The following is a 17,296-nucleotide window of genomic DNA, read 5'->3' as shown; positions in this document are numbered from 1 at the left end:
CCCTACGCCCCCGCCACCGCATACGGCGTGAACCGGCTTTCGTTCTCGTTCACATCCAGCGGCCGCCCGATGAACGGGAATGCCCGCTGCGGGCAGGCCACGCGTTCGCACACCTTGCAGCCCATGCCGATGGGCGTGGGCACGTCGGGGTCCTTCAGGTCCAGGCCCTTGGCGTAGACCAGGCGCGGGGCGTGGCGGATGTCGCAGCCCAGGCCGATCGAGAAGGTCTTGCTCGGTGAACCGAAGCCGCGCTGGCCGTGCGACACGGTGCGCGCGATCCACAGGTAGGCGCGGCCGTCGGGCATGCGCGCCAGCTGCGGCAGCACGCGACCGGGCTGCGCGAAGGCCTCGTACACGTTCCACAGCGGGCAGGTGCCGCCGGTCTTCGAGAAGTGGAAGTGCGTGGCTGACTGTCGCTTGGAGATGTTGCCGGCCCGGTCCACGCGGATGAAGAAGAAGGGCACGCCCGACGCGCCCGGGCGCTGCATGCTGCTCAGGCGGTGGCACACGGTTTCGAAGCCGACACCGAACTGGCGCGCGAGCAGATCGATGTCGTAGCGCAGCGCCTCGGCCGCCTGCAGGAACGGGCCGTAGGGCAACAGCACGGCCGCCGCGAAGTAGTTGGCCAGCCCGATGCGCGCGAGCGCGTGGGCCGGGGCGTCGCCGAAATCGGCCTGCACGACCAGCGACTCGATGAGTGCGGCCTGCTCCAGCAGCGCGAGCTGCGTGGCCAGCTGGAAGGCCTGCTGGCCCGGCTCCAGGCCGGCCGACAGGCGCAGCACGCGGCGGGCCGGGTCGTAGCGGCGCTGGCTGTCGAGCGCGCCCTCCGCTTCGTCGCCCGGCACCACGCGCACGCCGTGGGCCGAAAGAAGCCGCTGCTGGAGCCATTCGGCGAGCGGTCCGCCCTGCGCATGGGCCTGCGCCGCGAGCGCTTCGGCGGCGGTGTCGAGCGGGTCGAAATGGTTCTGGTGGGCAAAGAAGAAATCGCGCACCACCTCGAAAGGCATCGGCCGGCTGCGCGAGATGTCGCCGCGCCCGTCGCCGAGTTCGGCGGCCATGAGCTCCAGCCGCTCCTGCGCCTCCTGGTGGCGGCGGTGCAAGGCGAGCAGCGCGCGCGCCACGGCCGGCATCTGCGACGCCACCTCGCGCAGCTCGGGCAGCGCCACGGCCTCGCCGCCGGGGTTGTCCGCCAGCGCCTCGCGCATGCTCGCCACGAGCCGCGCCTCTTCGTCCTCGGAGAACTGCTGCACGTCGACACCGAGCGTCTTGCTGATGCGCAGCAGCACCGCCACGGTGAGCGGGCGCTGGTTCTGCTCGATCTGGTTCAGGTAGCTCGGCGACAGGCCCAGCATCTGGGCCAGCGCCACCTGCGTGAGGCCGCGTTCGGCGCGCAGCGTGCGCAGGCGCACGCCCATGAAGGTCTTGCTCATCGGGTCACCTCGTGGGTCTTTGCGATATTCGCAATATTTGCAAAATCAGTCGTCTTCATTCGCAATGATTTGCCAATTCAGGCCTTCATTATGGGCGTTCGATTGCGTAAATTGCGAAGCATGACAAACCGATCCGCCGCCATCGAGCTGACCGACATCGTGTTCCCCGAGCACGCCAACCACTACGGCACGCTGTTCGGCGGCAACGCCCTGCTGCTGATGTCCAAGGCCGCGTTCCTCGCCGCGCGCGCCTTCGCGAAATCCGACGTGGTGATGGCCAGCCTGGGCGACGCGCAGTTCTTGGCGCCCGTGCCCGTCGGCCACGTGCTGCGCCTGCGGGCCTGGGTGACGCGCGCCGGGCGCAGCTCGCTCACGGTCTGCGTCACCGGCGCAGCCGAGCCGCCCGACGGCGAAGCCCGCCCGTCGCTGAAAGGCCTGTTCGAGATGGTGGCCGTCGACGGCCGCGGCCGTCCCGCGCGCCTGCGCAACGCCTACCTGCACCCCGTGCCCACAGACAAGGAACCCGCATGAACGACACCGCCACCCCCACCGGCTTCAAGCCCAAGAAATCCGTCGCCCTGTCGGGCGTGACCGCCGGCAACACCGCCCTGTGCACCGTGGGCCGCACCGGCAACGACCTGCACTACCGCGGCTACGACATCCTGGACATCGCCGAGGTCTGCGAGTTCGAGGAAATCGCGCACCTGCTGGTGCACGGCAAGCTGCCCACGGCCGCCGAGCTGCGCGCCTACAAGGCCAAGCTCAAGGCCATGCGCGGCCTGCCCGCGAGCCTGAAGGAGGCGCTGGAGCAACTGCCCGCCAGCGCCCACCCGATGGACGTGATGCGCACCGGCGTCTCGTCGCTGGGCTGTCTGCTGCCCGAGAAGGAAGACCACAACCTGCCCGGCGCGCGCGACATCGCCGACCGCCTGATGGCCTCGCTCGGCTCGATGCTGCTGTACTGGTACCACTGGTCCACGCAGGGCCGGCGCATCGAGGTCGAGACCGACGACGACTCCATCGGCGCGCACTTCCTGCACCTGCTGCACGGGCGCAAGCCCAGCGCACAGTGGGAGCGCGCGATGCACACCTCGCTCAACCTCTATGCCGAGCACGAGTTCAACGCCTCCACCTTCACGGCGCGCGTGGTCGCGGGCACGGGCTCCGATGTGTATTCGGCCATCACAGGCGCCATCGGCGCGCTGCGCGGCCCCAAGCACGGCGGTGCGAACGAGGTCGCCTTCGAGATCCAGAAGCGCTACGACGCACCCGACGAGGCCGAGGCCGACATCCGCCGCCGCGTCGCCGCCAAGGAGGTCGTGATCGGCTTCGGCCACCCGGTCTACACCGTGAGCGACCCGCGCAACGTGGTCATCAAGGGCGTGGCGCGCACGCTGTCGCAGGAAGCCGGATCGACCAAGATGTTCGACATTGCCGAGCGGCTCGAGGCCGTGATGTGGGACGTGAAGCAGATGTTCCCCAACCTCGACTGGTTCAGCGCCGTGAGCTACCACATGATGGGCGTGCCCACCGCCATGTTCACGCCGCTGTTCGTCATTGCGCGCACCTCGGGTTGGGCGGCGCACATCATCGAGCAGCGCATCGACAACAAGATCATCCGGCCCAGCGCCAACTACACGGGCCCCGAAGACCTGAAGTTCGCGCCGATCCAGGATCGGAAGTAAAAACACGAGAAGAAGAAAAGCGCCCGTGCCTGCGCGCGGGTGCCGAGCGACAAGCGCCCCATGAACACCGACTACCGCAAGAACCTTCCCGGCACCGCGCTGGACTACTTCGATGCGCGCGAAGCCGTCGAAGCCATCCAGGCCGGCGCCTGGGCCCCGATGCCCTACACCGTGCGCGTGCATGCCGAGAACCTCGTGCGCCGCTGCGACCCGGCGATCCTCGTGCAAAGCCTCACGCAGCTCATCGAGCGCCGGCGCGACCATGACTTTCCGTGGTTTCCCGCGCGCGTGGTCTGCCACGACATCCTCGGCCAGACCGCGCTGGTCGACCTGGCCGGCCTGCGCGACGCCATCGCCGAACAGGGCGGCGACCCGTCGCAGGTGAACCCCGTGGTGCCGGTGCAGCTCATCGTCGACCATTCGCTGGCGGTGGAGTGCGGCGGCTTCGACCCCGATGCCTTCGCGAAGAACCGCGCCATCGAGGACCGGCGCAACGAAGACCGCTTTCACTTCATCGAATGGACGAAGCGGGCCTTCCGCAACATGGAGGTGATCCCGCCGGGGAACGGGATCATGCACCAGATCAACCTGGAGCGGATGTCGCCCGTCGTGCATGCGCAGGACGGCGTGGCCTACCCCGACACGCTGGTGGGCACCGACAGCCACACGCCGCACGTCGATGCGCTGGGCGTGGTCGCCGTGGGCGTGGGCGGGCTCGAGGCCGAGAACGTCATGCTGGGCCGCGCCTCGTGGATGCGGCTGCCCGACATCGTCGGCGTGCGCCTCGCGGGCCGACCGCAGCCGGGCATCACGGCCACCGACGTCGTGCTCGCGCTCACCGAGTTCCTGCGCGCGGCGAAGGTGGTGGGCGCCTACCTGGAGTTCCACGGCGAAGGCGCGGCCAGCCTCACGTTGGGCGACCGCGCGACCATCTCCAACATGGCGCCCGAGTACGGCGCCACCGCCGCGATGTTCGCCATCGACACGCAGACGCTCGACTACCTGCGCCTCACGGGCCGCGCCGACGAGCAGGTGCGCCTGGTCGAGGTCTATGCGAAACAGGCGGGCCTGTGGGCCGACACGCTGAGCGAAGTCGAATACGAGCGCGTGCTGCAGTTCGACCTCTCGACGGTCGTGCGCAACATGGCCGGCCCGTCGAACCCGCATGCGCGCGTGGCCACCGCCGACCTCGCCGCGCGCGGCATCGCCGCCCCGTGGGACGACGTGCCCGGCCAGATGCCCGACGGCGCGGTGATCATCGCGGCCATCACCAGCTGCACCAACACCAGCAACCCGCGCAACGTGATCGCCGCGGGCCTGCTCGCGCGCAACGCCAACCGCGTGGGGCTGGCGCGCAAGCCATGGGTCAAGACCTCGCTCGCGCCCGGCTCGAAAGCGGTCACGCTGTACCTGGAGGATGCCGGCCTGATGGGCGAGCTCGAACAGCTCGGTTTCGGCGTGGTCGCCTATGCCTGCACCTCGTGCAACGGCATGTCGGGCGCGCTCGATCCGGCCATCCAGCAGGAGATCGTGGAGCGCGACCTGTACGCCACCGCCGTGCTCTCGGGCAACCGCAACTTCGACGGGCGCATCCACCCGTACGCGAAGCAGGCCTTCCTGGCCTCGCCGCCGCTGGTGGTGGCCTACGCGATTGCGGGCACGGTGCGCTTCGACATCGAGAAGGACGTGCTCACGGTGGTCGACGGCAAGGAGATCCGCCTCAAGGACCTCTGGCCGCGCGACGAAGAGATCGACGCCATCGTCAAGGCCAGCGTGAAGCCCGCGCACTTTCGTCAGGTGTACGAACCGATGTTCGCGATCCAGCCCGACACGGGCGAGCAGGTGGCGCCGCTGTACGACTGGCGCCCCGCCTCCACCTACATCCGCCGCCCGCCGTACTGGGAAGGCGCGTTGGCGGGCGAGCGCACGCTCACGGGCATGCGCCCGCTGGCGATCCTGCCGGACAACATCACGACCGACCACCTCTCACCGTCGAACGCGATCCTGCTGGACAGCGCAGCCGGCCAGTACCTGCAGCGCATGGGCCTGCCCGAGGACGACTTCAACTCCTACGCCACCCACCGCGGCGACCACCTCACGGCGCAGCGCGCCACCTTCGCCAACCCGACGCTGAAGAACGAGATGGTGCGCAAGGCCGACGGCACGGTGCGCGCCGGATCGCTCGCGCGCGTGGAGCCCGAGGGCGAGGTGATGCGCATGTGGGAGGCCATCGAGACCTACATGCTGCGCAAGCAGCCGCTGATCATCGTGGCCGGTGCCGACTACGGCCAGGGCTCCTCGCGCGACTGGGCCGCCAAAGGCGTGCGGCTGGCCGGCGTGGAAGCGATCGCGGCCGAAGGCTTCGAGCGCATCCACCGCACCAACCTGATCGGCATGGGCGTGCTGCCGCTCGAATTCAAGCCGGGCACCAACCGCCTCACGCTCGGCCTGGACGGCACCGAGACCTACGATGTGACCGGCGCGCGCACCCCGCGCGCCGACCTCGTGCTGGTCGTGCACCGACAGAATGGCGAACGGCTCGACGTGCCCATGACCTGCCGCCTCGACACCGCCGAAGAGGTCTCCATCTACGAAGCCGGCGGGGTGCTGCAGCGCTTCGCGCAGGACTTCCTCGCCGCCACGAAAGCCGACTGACGATGCCGCACACCCCGCAGATCAAGATCCCCGCCACGTACATGCGCGGCGGCACCAGCAAGGGCGTTTTCTTCCGCCTGCAGGACCTGCCCGAGGCCGCGCAGGTGCCGGGCCCGGCGCGCGACGCGCTGCTGCTGCGCGTGATCGGCAGCCCCGACCCCTACGGCAAGCAGATCGACGGCATGGGCGCCGCGACGTCGAGCACGAGCAAGACCGTGATCCTCTCGAAGAGCGAACGGCCCGGCCACGACGTGGACTACCTGTTCGGCCAGGTGTCGATCGACCGGCCCTTCGTCGACTGGAGCGGCAACTGCGGAAACCTCTCGTCGGCCGTGGGCCCGTTCGCGATCAGCAACGGCCTCATCGATGCGGCACGCGTGCCGCGCGATGGCGTGGCCGTCGTTCGCATCTGGCAGGCCAACATCGGCAAGACCATCGTCGCGCACGTGCCGATGACCGGCGGCGCGGTGCAGGAGACCGGCGACTTCGAACTCGACGGCGTGACCTTTCCCGCGGCCGAGGTGCAGCTCGAGTTCATGGACCCCGCCGCCGAAGAAGACGGCGCGGGCGGCGCGATGTTCCCGACCGGCAACCTCGTCGATGACCTGGAGGTGCCCGGCCTCGGCACGCTGCAGGCCACGATGATCAACGCCGGCATCCCCACCGTCTTCGTGAACGCGGAGGCGCTCGGCTACACCGGCACCGAGCTGCAGGACGCGATCAACGGTGACGCCGCCGCGCTCGCCCGCTTCGAAGCCATCCGTGCACACGGCGCGCTGCGCATGGGCCTCATCCGCACGCTCGACGAAGCGGCCAGCCGCCAGCACACGCCCAAGGTCGCCTTCGTGGCCAAGCCTGCCGGCTACACCGCATCGAGCGGCAAGACAGTTGCAACCGGCGACATCGACCTGCTCGTGCGCGCGCTGTCGATGGGCAAGCTGCACCACGCCATGATGGGCACGGCGGCGGTGGCCATCGGCACGGCCGCCGCCATTCCCGGCACGCTGGTGAACCTCGCGGCCGGCGGCGGCGCGCGCGAGGCCGTGCGCTTCGGCCACCCCTCGGGCACCTTGCGCGTGGGCGCGCAGGCCACCCAGGTCGATGGCGAATGGCAGGTCACCAAGGCCGTCATGAGCCGCAGCGCTCGCGTCCTCATGGAAGGCTGGGTCCGTGTGCCCGGCGACACCCTTTGAGCTTTCAGATCCATTCACAGGAAATTCCGATGTCGACTCGCAAGACCCTCCGTTCGCTCGCCGAGGCCCGCCGCGGCGTGCTGGTGCCGGGCGCCTTCAACGCGCTGTCGGCGCGTGTCATCGAAGACCTGGGCTTCGAAGCCATTTACGTCACCGGCGCAGGCGTCACCAACATGTGGTTCGGCCTGCCCGACCAGGGCTTCATGGGCCTGCATGAGATCGCCGACCACACGGCGCGCATCCGCGACGCCGTGAACCTGCCGCTGATCGTCGATGCCGACACCGGCTTCGGCAACGCGCTGAACGTGCGCCACACGGTGCGCGTGCTGGAGCGCGCGGGCGCCGACTGCATCCAGTTCGAGGACCAGGTCGCACCCAAGCGCTGCGGCCATTTCTCGGGCAAGGAGGTGATCTCCACCGAGGAAGCCGTGAACAAGATCAAGGCCGCCGTCGATGCACGCACCGACCCCGACCTGCTCATCATGGCGCGCACCGACGCGGCGGCCACGCTGGGATTCGAGGCCGCGATCGAGCGCGCGCAGAAGTTCAGCGAGGCCGGCGCCGACATCCTCTTCGTCGAGGCCGTCACCACGGCCGACGAGATCCGCGCGCTGCCGCAGCGGCTGGCCAAGCCGCAGCTCATGAACATGGTGATCGGCGGCAAGACGCCGATCTTCGGCGCCGAGGAACTCGGGGGCCTGGGCTACGGCATCGTGCTGTATGCCAACGCCGCATTGCAAGGCGCGCTGGCCGGCATGCAGAAGGCGCTCACGGTGCTGCGCGACACGAAGCGCATGGACGAAGACCCGTCGCTGGTCGCGCCCTTCGCCGAGCGGCAGCGGCTGGTGCGCAAGCCCGAGCTCGATGCGCTCGACGCGCGCTACGCCAGCTGAGTTTCTCTACAGAGAATCCTTCAGCTTCGCACGCAGCCGGCTCACCGCCTGGCCGTGCAGCTGGCACACGCGCGACTGGCTCACCTCGAGCACCGCGCCGATCTCGCGCAGGTTCAGCTCTTCCTCGTAGTAAAGCTTGAGCAGCAACTGGTCGCGCTCGGGCAGCGCGCCAATGGCGTCCACCAGCTGGTGGCGAAAGCCGCTTTCGAGCAGGCGCGCGAGCGGGTCGTCGAAGTCGCCGCGCCCCTTGCGCGCCTCCTGCGCATGCAGGTCGAGGAAGGGGTTTTCAGGGTCGCCCTTGGCGAAGTCTTCGACGTACAGCAGCTGGCAGCCCTGGATGTCCTGCAGCATCGACTGGTAGGTCTCCAGGTCGACCTTCAGCTCCTTCGCGATCTCGCCTTCGGTGGGCGCGCGGCCCAGCCGGTGGCCCAGCGCCTGGATCGCTTTCTCGATGCCGCGCGCCGACTGGCGCAGCCCGCGCGAACCCCAGTCGCTGGCGCGCAGCTCGTCGAGCATGGCGCCGCGGATGCGCTGGCTGACGAAGGTCTCGAACTGCGCGCCGCGGTGGTCCTGGTAGCGGCTCGATGCGTCGAGCAGGCCGAGCATGCCTGCCTGGATCAGGTCGTCCAGCTCCACGCTGGCCGGCAGCCGCGCCATCATCTGCAGCGCGATGCGGCGCACCAGCGGCTGGTGCTGTTCCAGCAGATGCGATTTCTCGATGGTGCCCTGTGCGGTGTACACGGCCGTCCGTCCTCGTGGTCGTGTCTCAGGCCGCGAGCGCCTGCGGGAACACGGCCGGCCGCGCGGGCGTGCACCAGGTCCAGCGGCCCATCTCGTCGGCGATGGCGCGGAAATCGACCGCCGCCGCGCTGGCCGGAAAGGCCTCGACCACGGTCTGGCGCAGCCGCGCCGCATCAGCCAGCCAAGGGTCGGTGCGCACCCAGCCCACGGGCAGCAGCGACAGCGCGAGGTACCGGCTGGCGGCCTGTGCGAGGTTGTGCATGACCTGCTGCGCGGTGCCCGCATCGGCCACGCCGTTGAGCAGGAAGCGCAGCTGCTTCAGCGCATGCGCGCGGTGCAGGCGCTTGATGCCCGCGTAGGCCGAGGTGATGGCCGCCGGGTGCGGTTGCAGCACGAGCAGCAGTTCGTCGGCGCCCTGCGCCAGCGGCGACAGGCAGCCTTCGCCGTCGAAGGCCACATCGACGAGCACGATGCCGCGTGGCCACAGCGTGCGCGGGTCGATGGTCGCGCCGGGCGATGCGGGCAGCACCTGCACGCCGCACACGGCGCCGGCTGCGGCCTGGTCGATGCGCAACCGCCGACTCGCCACATCGGCCAGCGTGCCGCGTGGGCCGAGCGCCCACACGTCGCACACCGAGCGCACCTTGGCGTGATGTTCATCGAGCAGCAGCACGTCCTTGCCCTGCTGCGCCAGCGCCGCGCCCAGGCTCATCGCGGCCGTGGTCGCGCCCGCGCCGGGGCCCATGCCCGCGACGGCGACGACGCGCACCGGCGCCTGCCCGAGCAGCCGGCGCAGCCCGTCGGCCTGGTCCGTGACGCGTGCGCTCATCGCCTTCAGCCCAGGCGTTCCAGCGCGCGCGGCGCTTGCGCAGGCGCTGCCGATTCGGTGCCCAGCGCATCGAGCAGCAGGAACAGCTTGCCCACGCCCGCGTACAGCGCGCCGCCCGTCAGCGCGCGGCCGGCGCGCGTGGCGCGGCCCGTGAGCTGGCCCAGCAGCAGGCGCGTGCGGTCGGCCCATTCGCCTTCGGCCTGCAGCAGGCGCCACACGGTGGTCGTGACCTGGCCGGCGACGAGCAGGCGCTTCATCATGTGCAGATCGCCGGGCTCGCCCATGCCGCCCACGAGCTGCACGCCGTCGCGCAGCAGGCGGAAGCACGGCTCGGCGTCGGCGGCCCAGCCCTGCCATTGCGCGAGCTGCGGTGCGCCCACTTCGTCGCCCAGGTTGGTGAGCACGCAGGTGTGCGACAGCAGCTTGCGGCTGCGCGCATCGACCACGCGCACGGCAGCGCAGCGCAGCGTGGGCAGGGTGTCGCGGTCGACGGCGGTGCGCGGCAACACCTCGACCTGCGCCTCGCATTGCAGCGCGGCCTTGCCGCGATAGCGCACGGGCCGCTCGGTCGTGTCGTCGAACGCGAAGGCCAGGCGCGCGAGCGTGGTCGCGGCGCCGGTGTGCACATCCGTCACGGCCGTGCCGCCCGGCGCGCGCGCCAGCCACTGCGAGCCTTCGGCCTGCCACGCCAGCATCTGCTCGACCGTCGGTGGCTTGCCCAGCACGTGCACGAGGCGCTTGCCGAAATCCTGTTGCTGCAGCCACTGCGCCTGACGCGATCCCGGCTGCGCCGACTGGCGGGCCGCAGCGGTCGAAAGCCACTGGTTCGGCGCGGCCAGCGGCAGGCCGCTGCGGTCCGACAGCAGCAGGCTGCCGTGGCACACGTAAGCGTCGCCACTGTCGGTCGCGCGCAGGCCCACCTGCCCGGCCAGCGCGAGGACGTAGGTGTCGCAGCCGGAAACCACTTCCCCACGCGCGAAAGTCGACAGCTCGTGCAGCACAGCCTTGGCATCGATGGCCTCGTCACCGGCCTGACGCCACAGCGTGCGCGCGCCGTCGAAGCCGATGTGTGCACCGGCCAGCGCGCCGGCCGTGGTCGCCAGTTCCTGCGCGTCATGCGCCATCGCGCGGATCAGGCTCTGGTAGCGCAGGCGCAGGCGATCGGTCTCGCCCTGCGCCTGCGGCGAAGGCGCGGCCTCGTCCGGCAGGTCGGCTTCGGCCGGCACGAAGAGCGGGCTGTGCTGGCGCGGCTGGAACACGCTGTCCACCAGCTGCACGCGGTCGGCGCGCAGCAGGTTCTCGGGCACCTTCTGGCCGCCCGAGATGTAGTGCACCGGCAGGCGGTGGCGGATCACGGTGTCGATCAACGCGCCCGGGTGCGTGGCCTCGTCGACCTTGGTGAAGATGCAGCCCGCCAGCGCATGGCCCTGGCGGTAGGCGTGCACCACCTCGTTGAGCGTGTCGCCGTGGCTGGTGGCGTTGAGCAGCAGCAGCCGCTTCACCGGCCGCTTGCTGCTGCCCAGCATCGCGATCTGCTCGGGCACGGCGCGGTCGCGCTGGCTCATGCCGACGGTGTCGATGAGCACCATGTGGCGGTCGCGCAGGTCGTGCAGCACCAGCTGCAGGTCGGCCGCGTCCTTCACCGCATGCACCGGCACGTTGAGGATCTGGCCGTAGATGCGCAGCTGCTCGTAGGCGCCGATGCGGTAGCTGTCGGTGGTGACGAGCGCGAGCTTGTCGGCGCCGAAGCGCATCACGCAGCGCGCCGCCAGCTTGGCGGTGGTGGTGGTCTTGCCGACGCCGGTCGGGCCCATCAAGGCATAGACGCCGCCCTGCGCGAACAGCGCGTCTTCGTCTTCATGCACCGGCACCGCGCGCACGAGCTCGGAGCGTACGAAGGCCATGCCGTCGGCGTAGCTCTGGCCCGTGGGCAGCTTCTCGAGCATGGCCTTCGACAGGCGCGCGCTGAAGCCGGCGCCGAGCAGCGTGCGCAGCAGGCGACCGCGCACCGGGTCGCGCCGCTGGCTGTCGCTCCAGACCACGCTGGCGAGCTGTTCTTCGATCATGCCGCGCATCGAATGGAGTTCGCTGAGCACGGTGGGGTCGGCGGATGCGGCCGTGGCAGGTGCGACTGCGGGCACCGCGGCCTGCACGGTCTGCTGCACATCGCCCTCGGCCATGGCGACGATTTCGACGCCTTGCGCGGTGGCGCGGTGCGTGAGCACGATGGCCTCGGCGCCGAGCGATTCGCGCACCAGGCGCAGGGCCTCGCGGCCGGTGGCGGCGACGAATTTGCGTGCGGTGGTGCGCACGTCGGTCTGTGGATTCAAACGGCTCGTCCTCCAATGGCGGCGGTGATCTTGATGGTCCGGGCGTCAGGAATCTCGGCGTGCGAGAGCACCTTGAGCTGCGGCAGGCTGCGCCGCAAAAAGCGCGACAGCAGCACGCGCAGCGCGTGCTGCACGACCAGCACCGGCGCCAGCCCCATCTGCTCCTGGCGCACCATGGCGGCCTGCGCCTGCTTGAGCAGGTTGTCGGCAATGCCCGGCTCGATGCCGCTGCTGTTGTTCAGGGCCTGCTGCAGCACGCTGTCGAGCGAGCCGTCCAGGCCGATCACCTGCATTTCCTCGTCGCCCGGGAACAGCTGCTGCGTGATGGCGCGGCCCAGCGCCAGGCGCGTGAGCGTGGTGAGCTCGGTCGGGTCTTTCACCGTGGGCGCGTGCTCGGCCATCACGTCCAGGATGGTGCGCATGTCGCGGATCGGAACCTCTTCGTCGAGCAGGTTCTGCAGCACCTTGTGCAGCGTGCTCAGCGACAGCACCTTGGGCACCAGGTCTTCGGTGAGCTTGGGCGCGGTCTTGGCGATCTGGTCGAGCAGCTGCTGCACCTCCTGGCGGCCCAGCAGCTCGGCCGCGTGGGTGTGGATCAGGTGGTTCAGGTGCGTGGCCATCACGGTGCAGGCGTCGACCACGGTGTAGCCGTACACCTGTGCCTGCTGGCGCAGGCTGGCGTCGATCCAGGTGGCCTCCAGGCCGAAGGCCGGGTCGCGCGTGGGTGTGCCGGTCAGCGTGCCCGTCACCTGGCCGGGATTGATCGCCATCCACTGGTTGGGGAAGGCCTCGCCGCGGCCGATCTCCACGTCCTTCAGGCTGATGACGTAGGCGTTGGGCTTGATCTCCAGGTTGTCGCGGATGTGGACCACCGGCACGAGAAAGCCCAGCTCCTGCGCGATCTTCTTGCGGATGCTCTTGATGCGGCCCAGCAGCTCGCCCTGCTGCGACTGGTCCACCAGCGGGATCAGCCGGTAGCCGACCTGCATGCCCAGCGGATCGACCATGGCCACGTCGTCCCAGGTGGCTTCGGCCTGCTCGGCCGAGGCCGGCACGCCCGCCCCCTGCGTGGCGGCGGCGGCTGCCTGCTGCGCGGCGACCTGCGGCTTGCGCTGCACCAGCCGCTTGCCGAGCCATACCAGGCCGCCCGCGATGAGCAGGAAAGCCAGGTTCGGCATGCCCGGGATCATGCCCAGCAGGCCGACGATGCCGGCCGTGAGGAACAGCACCTGCGGGTTGGAAAAGAGCTGGCCCGTGAGCTGGCTGCCCACGTCCTCGTCGGTGGTCACGCGCGACACGATCACGCCGGCCGCGGTGGAGATCACCAGCGCCGGAATCTGCGCCACCAGGCCGTCGCCGATGGCCAGCAGCGTGTAGGTCTTGCCGGCCGTGGAAAAGTCGAGCCCGTGCTGCAGCATGCCGACCACGAGGCCGCCGATGATGTTGATCACCATGATGAGCAGGCCCGCGATGGCGTCGCCGCGCACGAACTTGCTGGCGCCGTCCATCGAGCCGTAGAAGTCGGCCTCCTGCGCCACTTCGGCGCGGCGTTTGCGGGCGATCTCTTCGCCGATCAGGCCGGCGTTGAGGTCGGCGTCGATCGCCATCTGCTTGCCCGGCATCGCGTCGAGCATGAAGCGCGCGCCCACCTCGGCGATGCGGCCCGCGCCCTTGGTGATCACCATGAAGTTGATGAGCACGAGGATGATGAACACCATCACGCCCACCGCGAAGTTGCCGCCCACCAGGAAGTGGCCGAAGGCCTCGATCACCTTGCCGGCCGCGTCGGGCCCGGTGTGGCCGTGCATCAGCACCACGCGCGTGGAGGCCACGTTGAGCGACAGGCGCAGCAGCGTCGAGAACAGCAGCACCGCCGGGAAGGCCGCGAAGTCCAGCGCCTTCATGGTGTACATGCTCACCAGCAGCACCATCACCGACAGCGCGATGTTGAAGGTGAACAGCAGGTCGAGCAGGAAGGGCGGCAGCGGCAGCACCATCATGCTCAGGATGAGGATGATGAGGATCGGGCCCGCCAGGCCCTTGAACTGCGAACCGGAGAAGATCCGCGCCGGCAGGCGCATCAGGTCGTTCAATCCGTTCATGCCACCGCCGGCGAATACTGCAGGTCGGCCGGCACCGGCAGGTCGGTCGGCGTGCGCGGCGCCTCGCCGCCCTCGCTGTTCCAGCGCTTGAGCTGGTACACCCAGGCCAGCACCTCGGCCACGGCGGTGTACAGCCCGGCCGGAATCTCCTCGCCCAGCTTCGTGTGCCGGTAGAGCGCGCGTGTGAGCGGCGGCGCCTCGAGGATCGCGACCTTGTGCTCCTTGGCCATCTCGCGGATGCGCGCGGCCACCAGCTCGGTGCCCTTGGCGACCACGCGCGGTGCGCGCATGTCGCTGTCCAGGTACTGCAGCGCGACGGCGAAGTGCGTCGGGTTGGTGAGCACGATGTCGGCCTTGGGCACCTCGGCCATCATGCGGCGGCGCGCCATCTGCTGCTGTTGCCGGCGGATCTGCGCCTTGATGTGCGGATCGCCTTCGCTTTCCTTGTGCTCCTGGCGCACGTCCTCGCGCGACATGCGCAGCTTGCGGTAGTAGTTCCACAGCTGGAACGGCACGTCGACGAGCGCGACGAGAAAGAGCGTGGCGGCGATCAGCGCGCAGTGCTTGGCCACCAGCACGAGCGCGTGCGGCAGCGCCTCGTGCGCGGGCTGCGACATGAGCGCCATCACGGCCTCGATGTCGTCCACGATGACCCACCACGCCACGCCGCCGATGAGCGCCGACTTGGCCAGCGCCTTCACGAGTTCAGCCAGCGCCTGCGCCGAGACCATGCGGCCGATGCCGGCCAGGGGATTGAGCTTGCCGAAGTTGGGTGCAACGGCCTTGCCGGAGAACATCCAGCCGCCGAGCATCAGCGGCGCGGCCACGGCGGCCACGACCATCATGGCGAACAGCGGCCCGATGGCGATGAGTGCATGCAGCACCATGAGCCCGCTCTGCGAGAGCATGTGCGCGGGGTCGAAGGCGCTGGCGCGTTCGAACTGCAGGCCGCGTCGCAGCGCGCCGCTCAGGCTCGCGCCGAGCGACTCGCCCGCCAGCCACAGGCCGGCGCTCGCGGTGGCGAGCATGACGAAGGTGGTGAGCTCGCGCGAACGGGCCACGTTGCCTTCCTCGCGCGCCTTCTCCAGGCGCCGCTCGGAGGCGGGTTCCGTTTTCTCGAGATCGCTTTCCTCAGCCATTCATGCTCCGAACCAGCACTGGCGAAGTACGCCTTGCCCAGAACCAAATTATTGGATCCGGTGGTGCGGAACAATCTGCCGATCAGGGCCGGTATCGCCCTGCAATTCGGCCAATCAAGCAGGCTGCAAGCGGCTCAGAAACCGAGGCTTTCGAGCAGGTCGTCGACCTGTGCCTGGTCGGTCACGGCGTCGGGGTTGCCGGGCTTGACCTGCGGCCCGTTCTGCAGGCTCTGCACGGCCTCGTGGCGCTTCTCGGGCGGCGAGTTGTCGATCAGCACCTGCAGCAGCTGCGTCTCGACGTCGTTCACGACTTCCATCATCTTCTTGATGACCTGGCCGGTGAGGTCCTGGAAGTCCTGCGCCATCAGGATCTCCATGAGCTGCGTGTTGATGGCGCTCGCGCGCTGGGGCACGTCGTTCAGGTAGCCGCGCGTGTCCAGCACGAGCTCGCGCGCCTGGTCGAGTTCGATCGGGTTCTCGAACCACTGGTCCCAGCGCTGCGTCAGGGCCTTGGCGTCGGTGGCCAGGGCTTCCTGCAGCGGCTGCGCCACGTCGATGGCGTTGAGCGCGCGGTGCGCCGCGCGCTCGGTGGTGGCCGCCACGTAGTTGAGGCGGTCGCGCGCATCGGGGATGGCCTGCGCGGCCTTGGCCACCTGCTTGTCCAGGCCCAGCTCGCGCAGGCCTTCGCGCAGCTGGCGCGTGAGGTGGCCGATGCGGCCCAGCAGTTCTTCGGTGGTGTTGTTGGTGGCGTCCACCGCGCCGGCGGTGTCCTGGCTCATGCCTTGGCCAGCTTCTCGAAGATCTTGGTGATCTTCTCTTCCAGCGTCGCCGCGGTGAAGGGCTTCACCACGTAGCCGTTGGCGCCGGCCTGCGCGGCCGCGACGATGTTTTCCTTCTTGGCCTCTGCCGTGACCATCAGCACCGGCAGCGTCTTCAGCTCGGGGTCGGCGCGGATGGTCTGCAGCATGGTCAGGCCGTCCATGTTGGGCATGTTCCAGTCGGACACCACGAAGCCGAAGCTGCCGCCGCGCAGCTTCTCCAGGCCGGCCACGCCGTCCTCGGCCTCGTCGACGTTGAGGAACTCCAGCTCCTTCAACAGGTTGCGCACGATGCGCCGCATGGTCGGGAAGTCATCCACCACCAGGATCTTGATGCTCTTGTCGATCACGATTTTTTCCAGCTCCACAGGTCGTTGTTCAAACTCGTCATACCCGGTTCGCACGTTCACCGAACGTACGAAGGTGCGCCATCACGCGGCGACTGATCTCGTTCAGCGGCGACACCTCGTCCACCGCACCCAGCGCCACCGCCTCGCGCGGCATGCCGAAGACCACGCAGCTGGCCTCGTCCTGCGCCAGCGTGTGCGCGCCCGCGCGCCGCATGCGCAAGAGGCCCTCGGCGCCGTCCTTGCCCATGCCGGTGAGGATGATCCCGATGGCGTTCTTGCCCGCGTGCTTCGCGGCCGAATCGAACAGCACGTCGATCGACGGCCGGTGGCGGTTCACGGGCGGTTCCTGGTCCAGGTGCGCCACGTAGTTGGCGCCGCTGCGCGCCAGCGACAGGTGAAAGCCGCCCGGCGCGATATAGGCATGGCCCGGCAGCACGCGCTCGCCCTGCTCCGCCTCCTTCACGCGGATGCGGCACAGGCCGTCCAGCCGCTGCGCGAAGGAACGCGTGAAGCCGGCCGGCATGTGCTGCGCGATGAGCACCGCGGGCGCGTCGGGCGGCAGCGGCTGCAGCACCTCGCGGATGGCCTCGGTGCCGCCGGTGGAGGCGCCGATGATGAGCAGCTTCTCGGTGCTCAGCAGCGGGCTGCGCAGCAGCGCCTCGGGCGCGGCCTCGTGGGCGGGCCGCGCCGCCGTGGCCGCGGGCCGCGCGGGCAGCAGCCGCGCACTGGCGGCCGTGCGGATCTTGCCGGCGATGAGCTCGGTGTAGTTGAGCAGGCCGTCGCGCACGCCCAGGCGCGGCTTGGTCACGAAGTCGATGGCGCCCAGCTCCAGCGCGCGCAGCGCGATCTCCGAGCCGCGCTCGGTGAGCGAGGACACCATGACCACCGGCATCGGCCGCAGGCGCATGAGCTTCTCGAGAAACTCCAGGCCGTCCATGCGCGGCATTTCCACGTCGAGCGTGAGCACGTCGGGGTTCGTCACCTTGATGAGGTCGCGCGCCACCAGCGGGTCGGCCGCGGTGCCGACCACGGTCATGTCGCTCTGGCTGTTGATGATCTCGCTCATCACGCTGCGGATCAGCGCCGAATCGTCGACGCAGAGCACCTTGATCTTTTTCTTGCTTGGCAGGC

Annotated in this window: 14 protein-coding genes; 5 read left to right on the top strand and 9 right to left on the bottom strand. The window is 69.6% G+C overall.

Translation table 11 applies throughout. The annotated features are described in order from the left end of the window. Positions 1–2: 2 nt before the first annotated feature. A complete protein-coding gene (locus tag AC1RGU_RS01565) occupies positions 3–1,430 on the bottom strand; it encodes a short-chain fatty acyl-CoA regulator family protein (RefSeq protein ID WP_492694264.1) in 1,428 nt (475 codons plus the stop codon). Positions 1,431–1,550: 120 nt separating this feature from the next. Here AC1RGU_RS01565 and AC1RGU_RS01560 point away from each other — a divergent pair, with 120 nt between their 5' ends. From AC1RGU_RS01560 to AC1RGU_RS01540, 5 genes are read left to right on the top strand one after another with little or no spacing between them, the layout of a single operon-like run. Beyond that, positions 1,551–1,961, top strand: a complete 411-nt coding sequence (locus tag AC1RGU_RS01560; protein ID WP_489059543.1) for an acyl-CoA thioesterase — start codon at positions 1,551–1,553, stop codon at positions 1,959–1,961. Then, the gene (prpC, locus tag AC1RGU_RS01555) at positions 1,958–3,115 is read left to right on the top strand and encodes a bifunctional 2-methylcitrate synthase/citrate synthase (protein WP_062469421.1); all 1,158 of its coding nucleotides are present in this window, start codon (positions 1,958–1,960) and stop codon (positions 3,113–3,115) included. Before AC1RGU_RS01560 ends, prpC begins: the two co-directional genes overlap by 4 nt. A 60-nt stretch (positions 3,116–3,175) precedes the next feature. Then, the gene (gene acnD / locus AC1RGU_RS01550) at positions 3,176–5,770 is read left to right on the top strand and encodes a Fe/S-dependent 2-methylisocitrate dehydratase AcnD (protein WP_492694262.1); all 2,595 of its coding nucleotides are present in this window, start codon (positions 3,176–3,178) and stop codon (positions 5,768–5,770) included. Between the two features lie 2 nt (positions 5,771–5,772). Further along, positions 5,773–6,963: a 2-methylaconitate cis-trans isomerase PrpF gene (gene prpF / locus AC1RGU_RS01545; RefSeq protein ID WP_492694260.1), complete on the top strand. Its 1,191-nt coding sequence runs from the start codon at positions 5,773–5,775 to the stop codon at positions 6,961–6,963. Between the two features lie 29 nt (positions 6,964–6,992). Next, positions 6,993–7,856: an isocitrate lyase/PEP mutase family protein gene (locus tag AC1RGU_RS01540; protein WP_492694258.1), complete on the top strand. Its 864-nt coding sequence runs from the start codon at positions 6,993–6,995 to the stop codon at positions 7,854–7,856. A 6-nt stretch (positions 7,857–7,862) separates the two neighbouring features. Here AC1RGU_RS01540 and AC1RGU_RS01535 read toward each other — a convergent pair whose 3' ends face one another. From AC1RGU_RS01535 to AC1RGU_RS01500, 8 genes are all read right to left on the bottom strand, one after another. Further along, positions 7,863–8,597 (bottom strand): RNA polymerase sigma factor FliA, encoded by a 735-nt coding sequence (locus tag AC1RGU_RS01535; RefSeq protein ID WP_492694256.1) that lies wholly within the window; start codon positions 8,595–8,597, stop codon positions 7,863–7,865. A 25-nt stretch (positions 8,598–8,622) separates the two neighbouring features. Next, positions 8,623–9,426 (bottom strand): MinD/ParA family ATP-binding protein, encoded by an 804-nt coding sequence (locus AC1RGU_RS01530; protein WP_492694254.1) that lies wholly within the window; start codon positions 9,424–9,426, stop codon positions 8,623–8,625. Between the two features lie 5 nt (positions 9,427–9,431). Next, the gene (gene flhF, locus AC1RGU_RS01525) at positions 9,432–11,756 is read right to left on the bottom strand and encodes a flagellar biosynthesis GTPase FlhF (protein WP_492694252.1); all 2,325 of its coding nucleotides are present in this window, start codon (positions 11,754–11,756) and stop codon (positions 9,432–9,434) included. Further along, the gene (gene flhA, locus AC1RGU_RS01520) at positions 11,753–13,858 is read right to left on the bottom strand and encodes a flagellar biosynthesis protein FlhA (RefSeq protein WP_492694250.1); all 2,106 of its coding nucleotides are present in this window, start codon (positions 13,856–13,858) and stop codon (positions 11,753–11,755) included. The genes flhF and flhA overlap by 4 nt, the downstream gene beginning before the upstream one ends. Then, positions 13,855–14,997 carry a flagellar biosynthesis protein FlhB gene (gene flhB / locus AC1RGU_RS01515; protein WP_492694248.1) on the bottom strand — a complete coding sequence of 381 codons (1,143 nt, stop codon included), beginning with the start codon at positions 14,995–14,997 and terminating at the stop codon, positions 13,855–13,857. Before flhB ends, flhA begins: the two co-directional genes overlap by 4 nt. 134 nt (positions 14,998–15,131) lie before the next feature. Next, on the bottom strand, positions 15,132–15,776 hold the full coding sequence (cheZ, locus tag AC1RGU_RS01510) for a protein phosphatase CheZ (protein WP_492694246.1): 645 nt from the start codon (positions 15,774–15,776) through the stop codon (positions 15,132–15,134). After that, positions 15,773–16,165 carry a chemotaxis response regulator CheY gene (cheY, locus tag AC1RGU_RS01505; protein ID WP_056582361.1) on the bottom strand — a complete coding sequence of 131 codons (393 nt, stop codon included), beginning with the start codon at positions 16,163–16,165 and terminating at the stop codon, positions 15,773–15,775. Before cheY ends, cheZ begins: the two co-directional genes overlap by 4 nt. Before the next feature lie 37 nt (positions 16,166–16,202). Further along, a complete protein-coding gene (locus AC1RGU_RS01500) occupies positions 16,203–17,294 on the bottom strand; it encodes a protein-glutamate methylesterase/protein-glutamine glutaminase (RefSeq protein ID WP_083259225.1) in 1,092 nt (363 codons plus the stop codon). Positions 17,295–17,296: the final 2 nt, after the last annotated feature.

The sequence above is a fragment of the Variovorax sp. GW823-FHT02B07 genome (assembly GCF_058797695.1).
The sequence above is the reverse complement of the archived record's forward strand: the minus strand, read 5'-3'. Positions and strand labels throughout refer to the sequence as shown.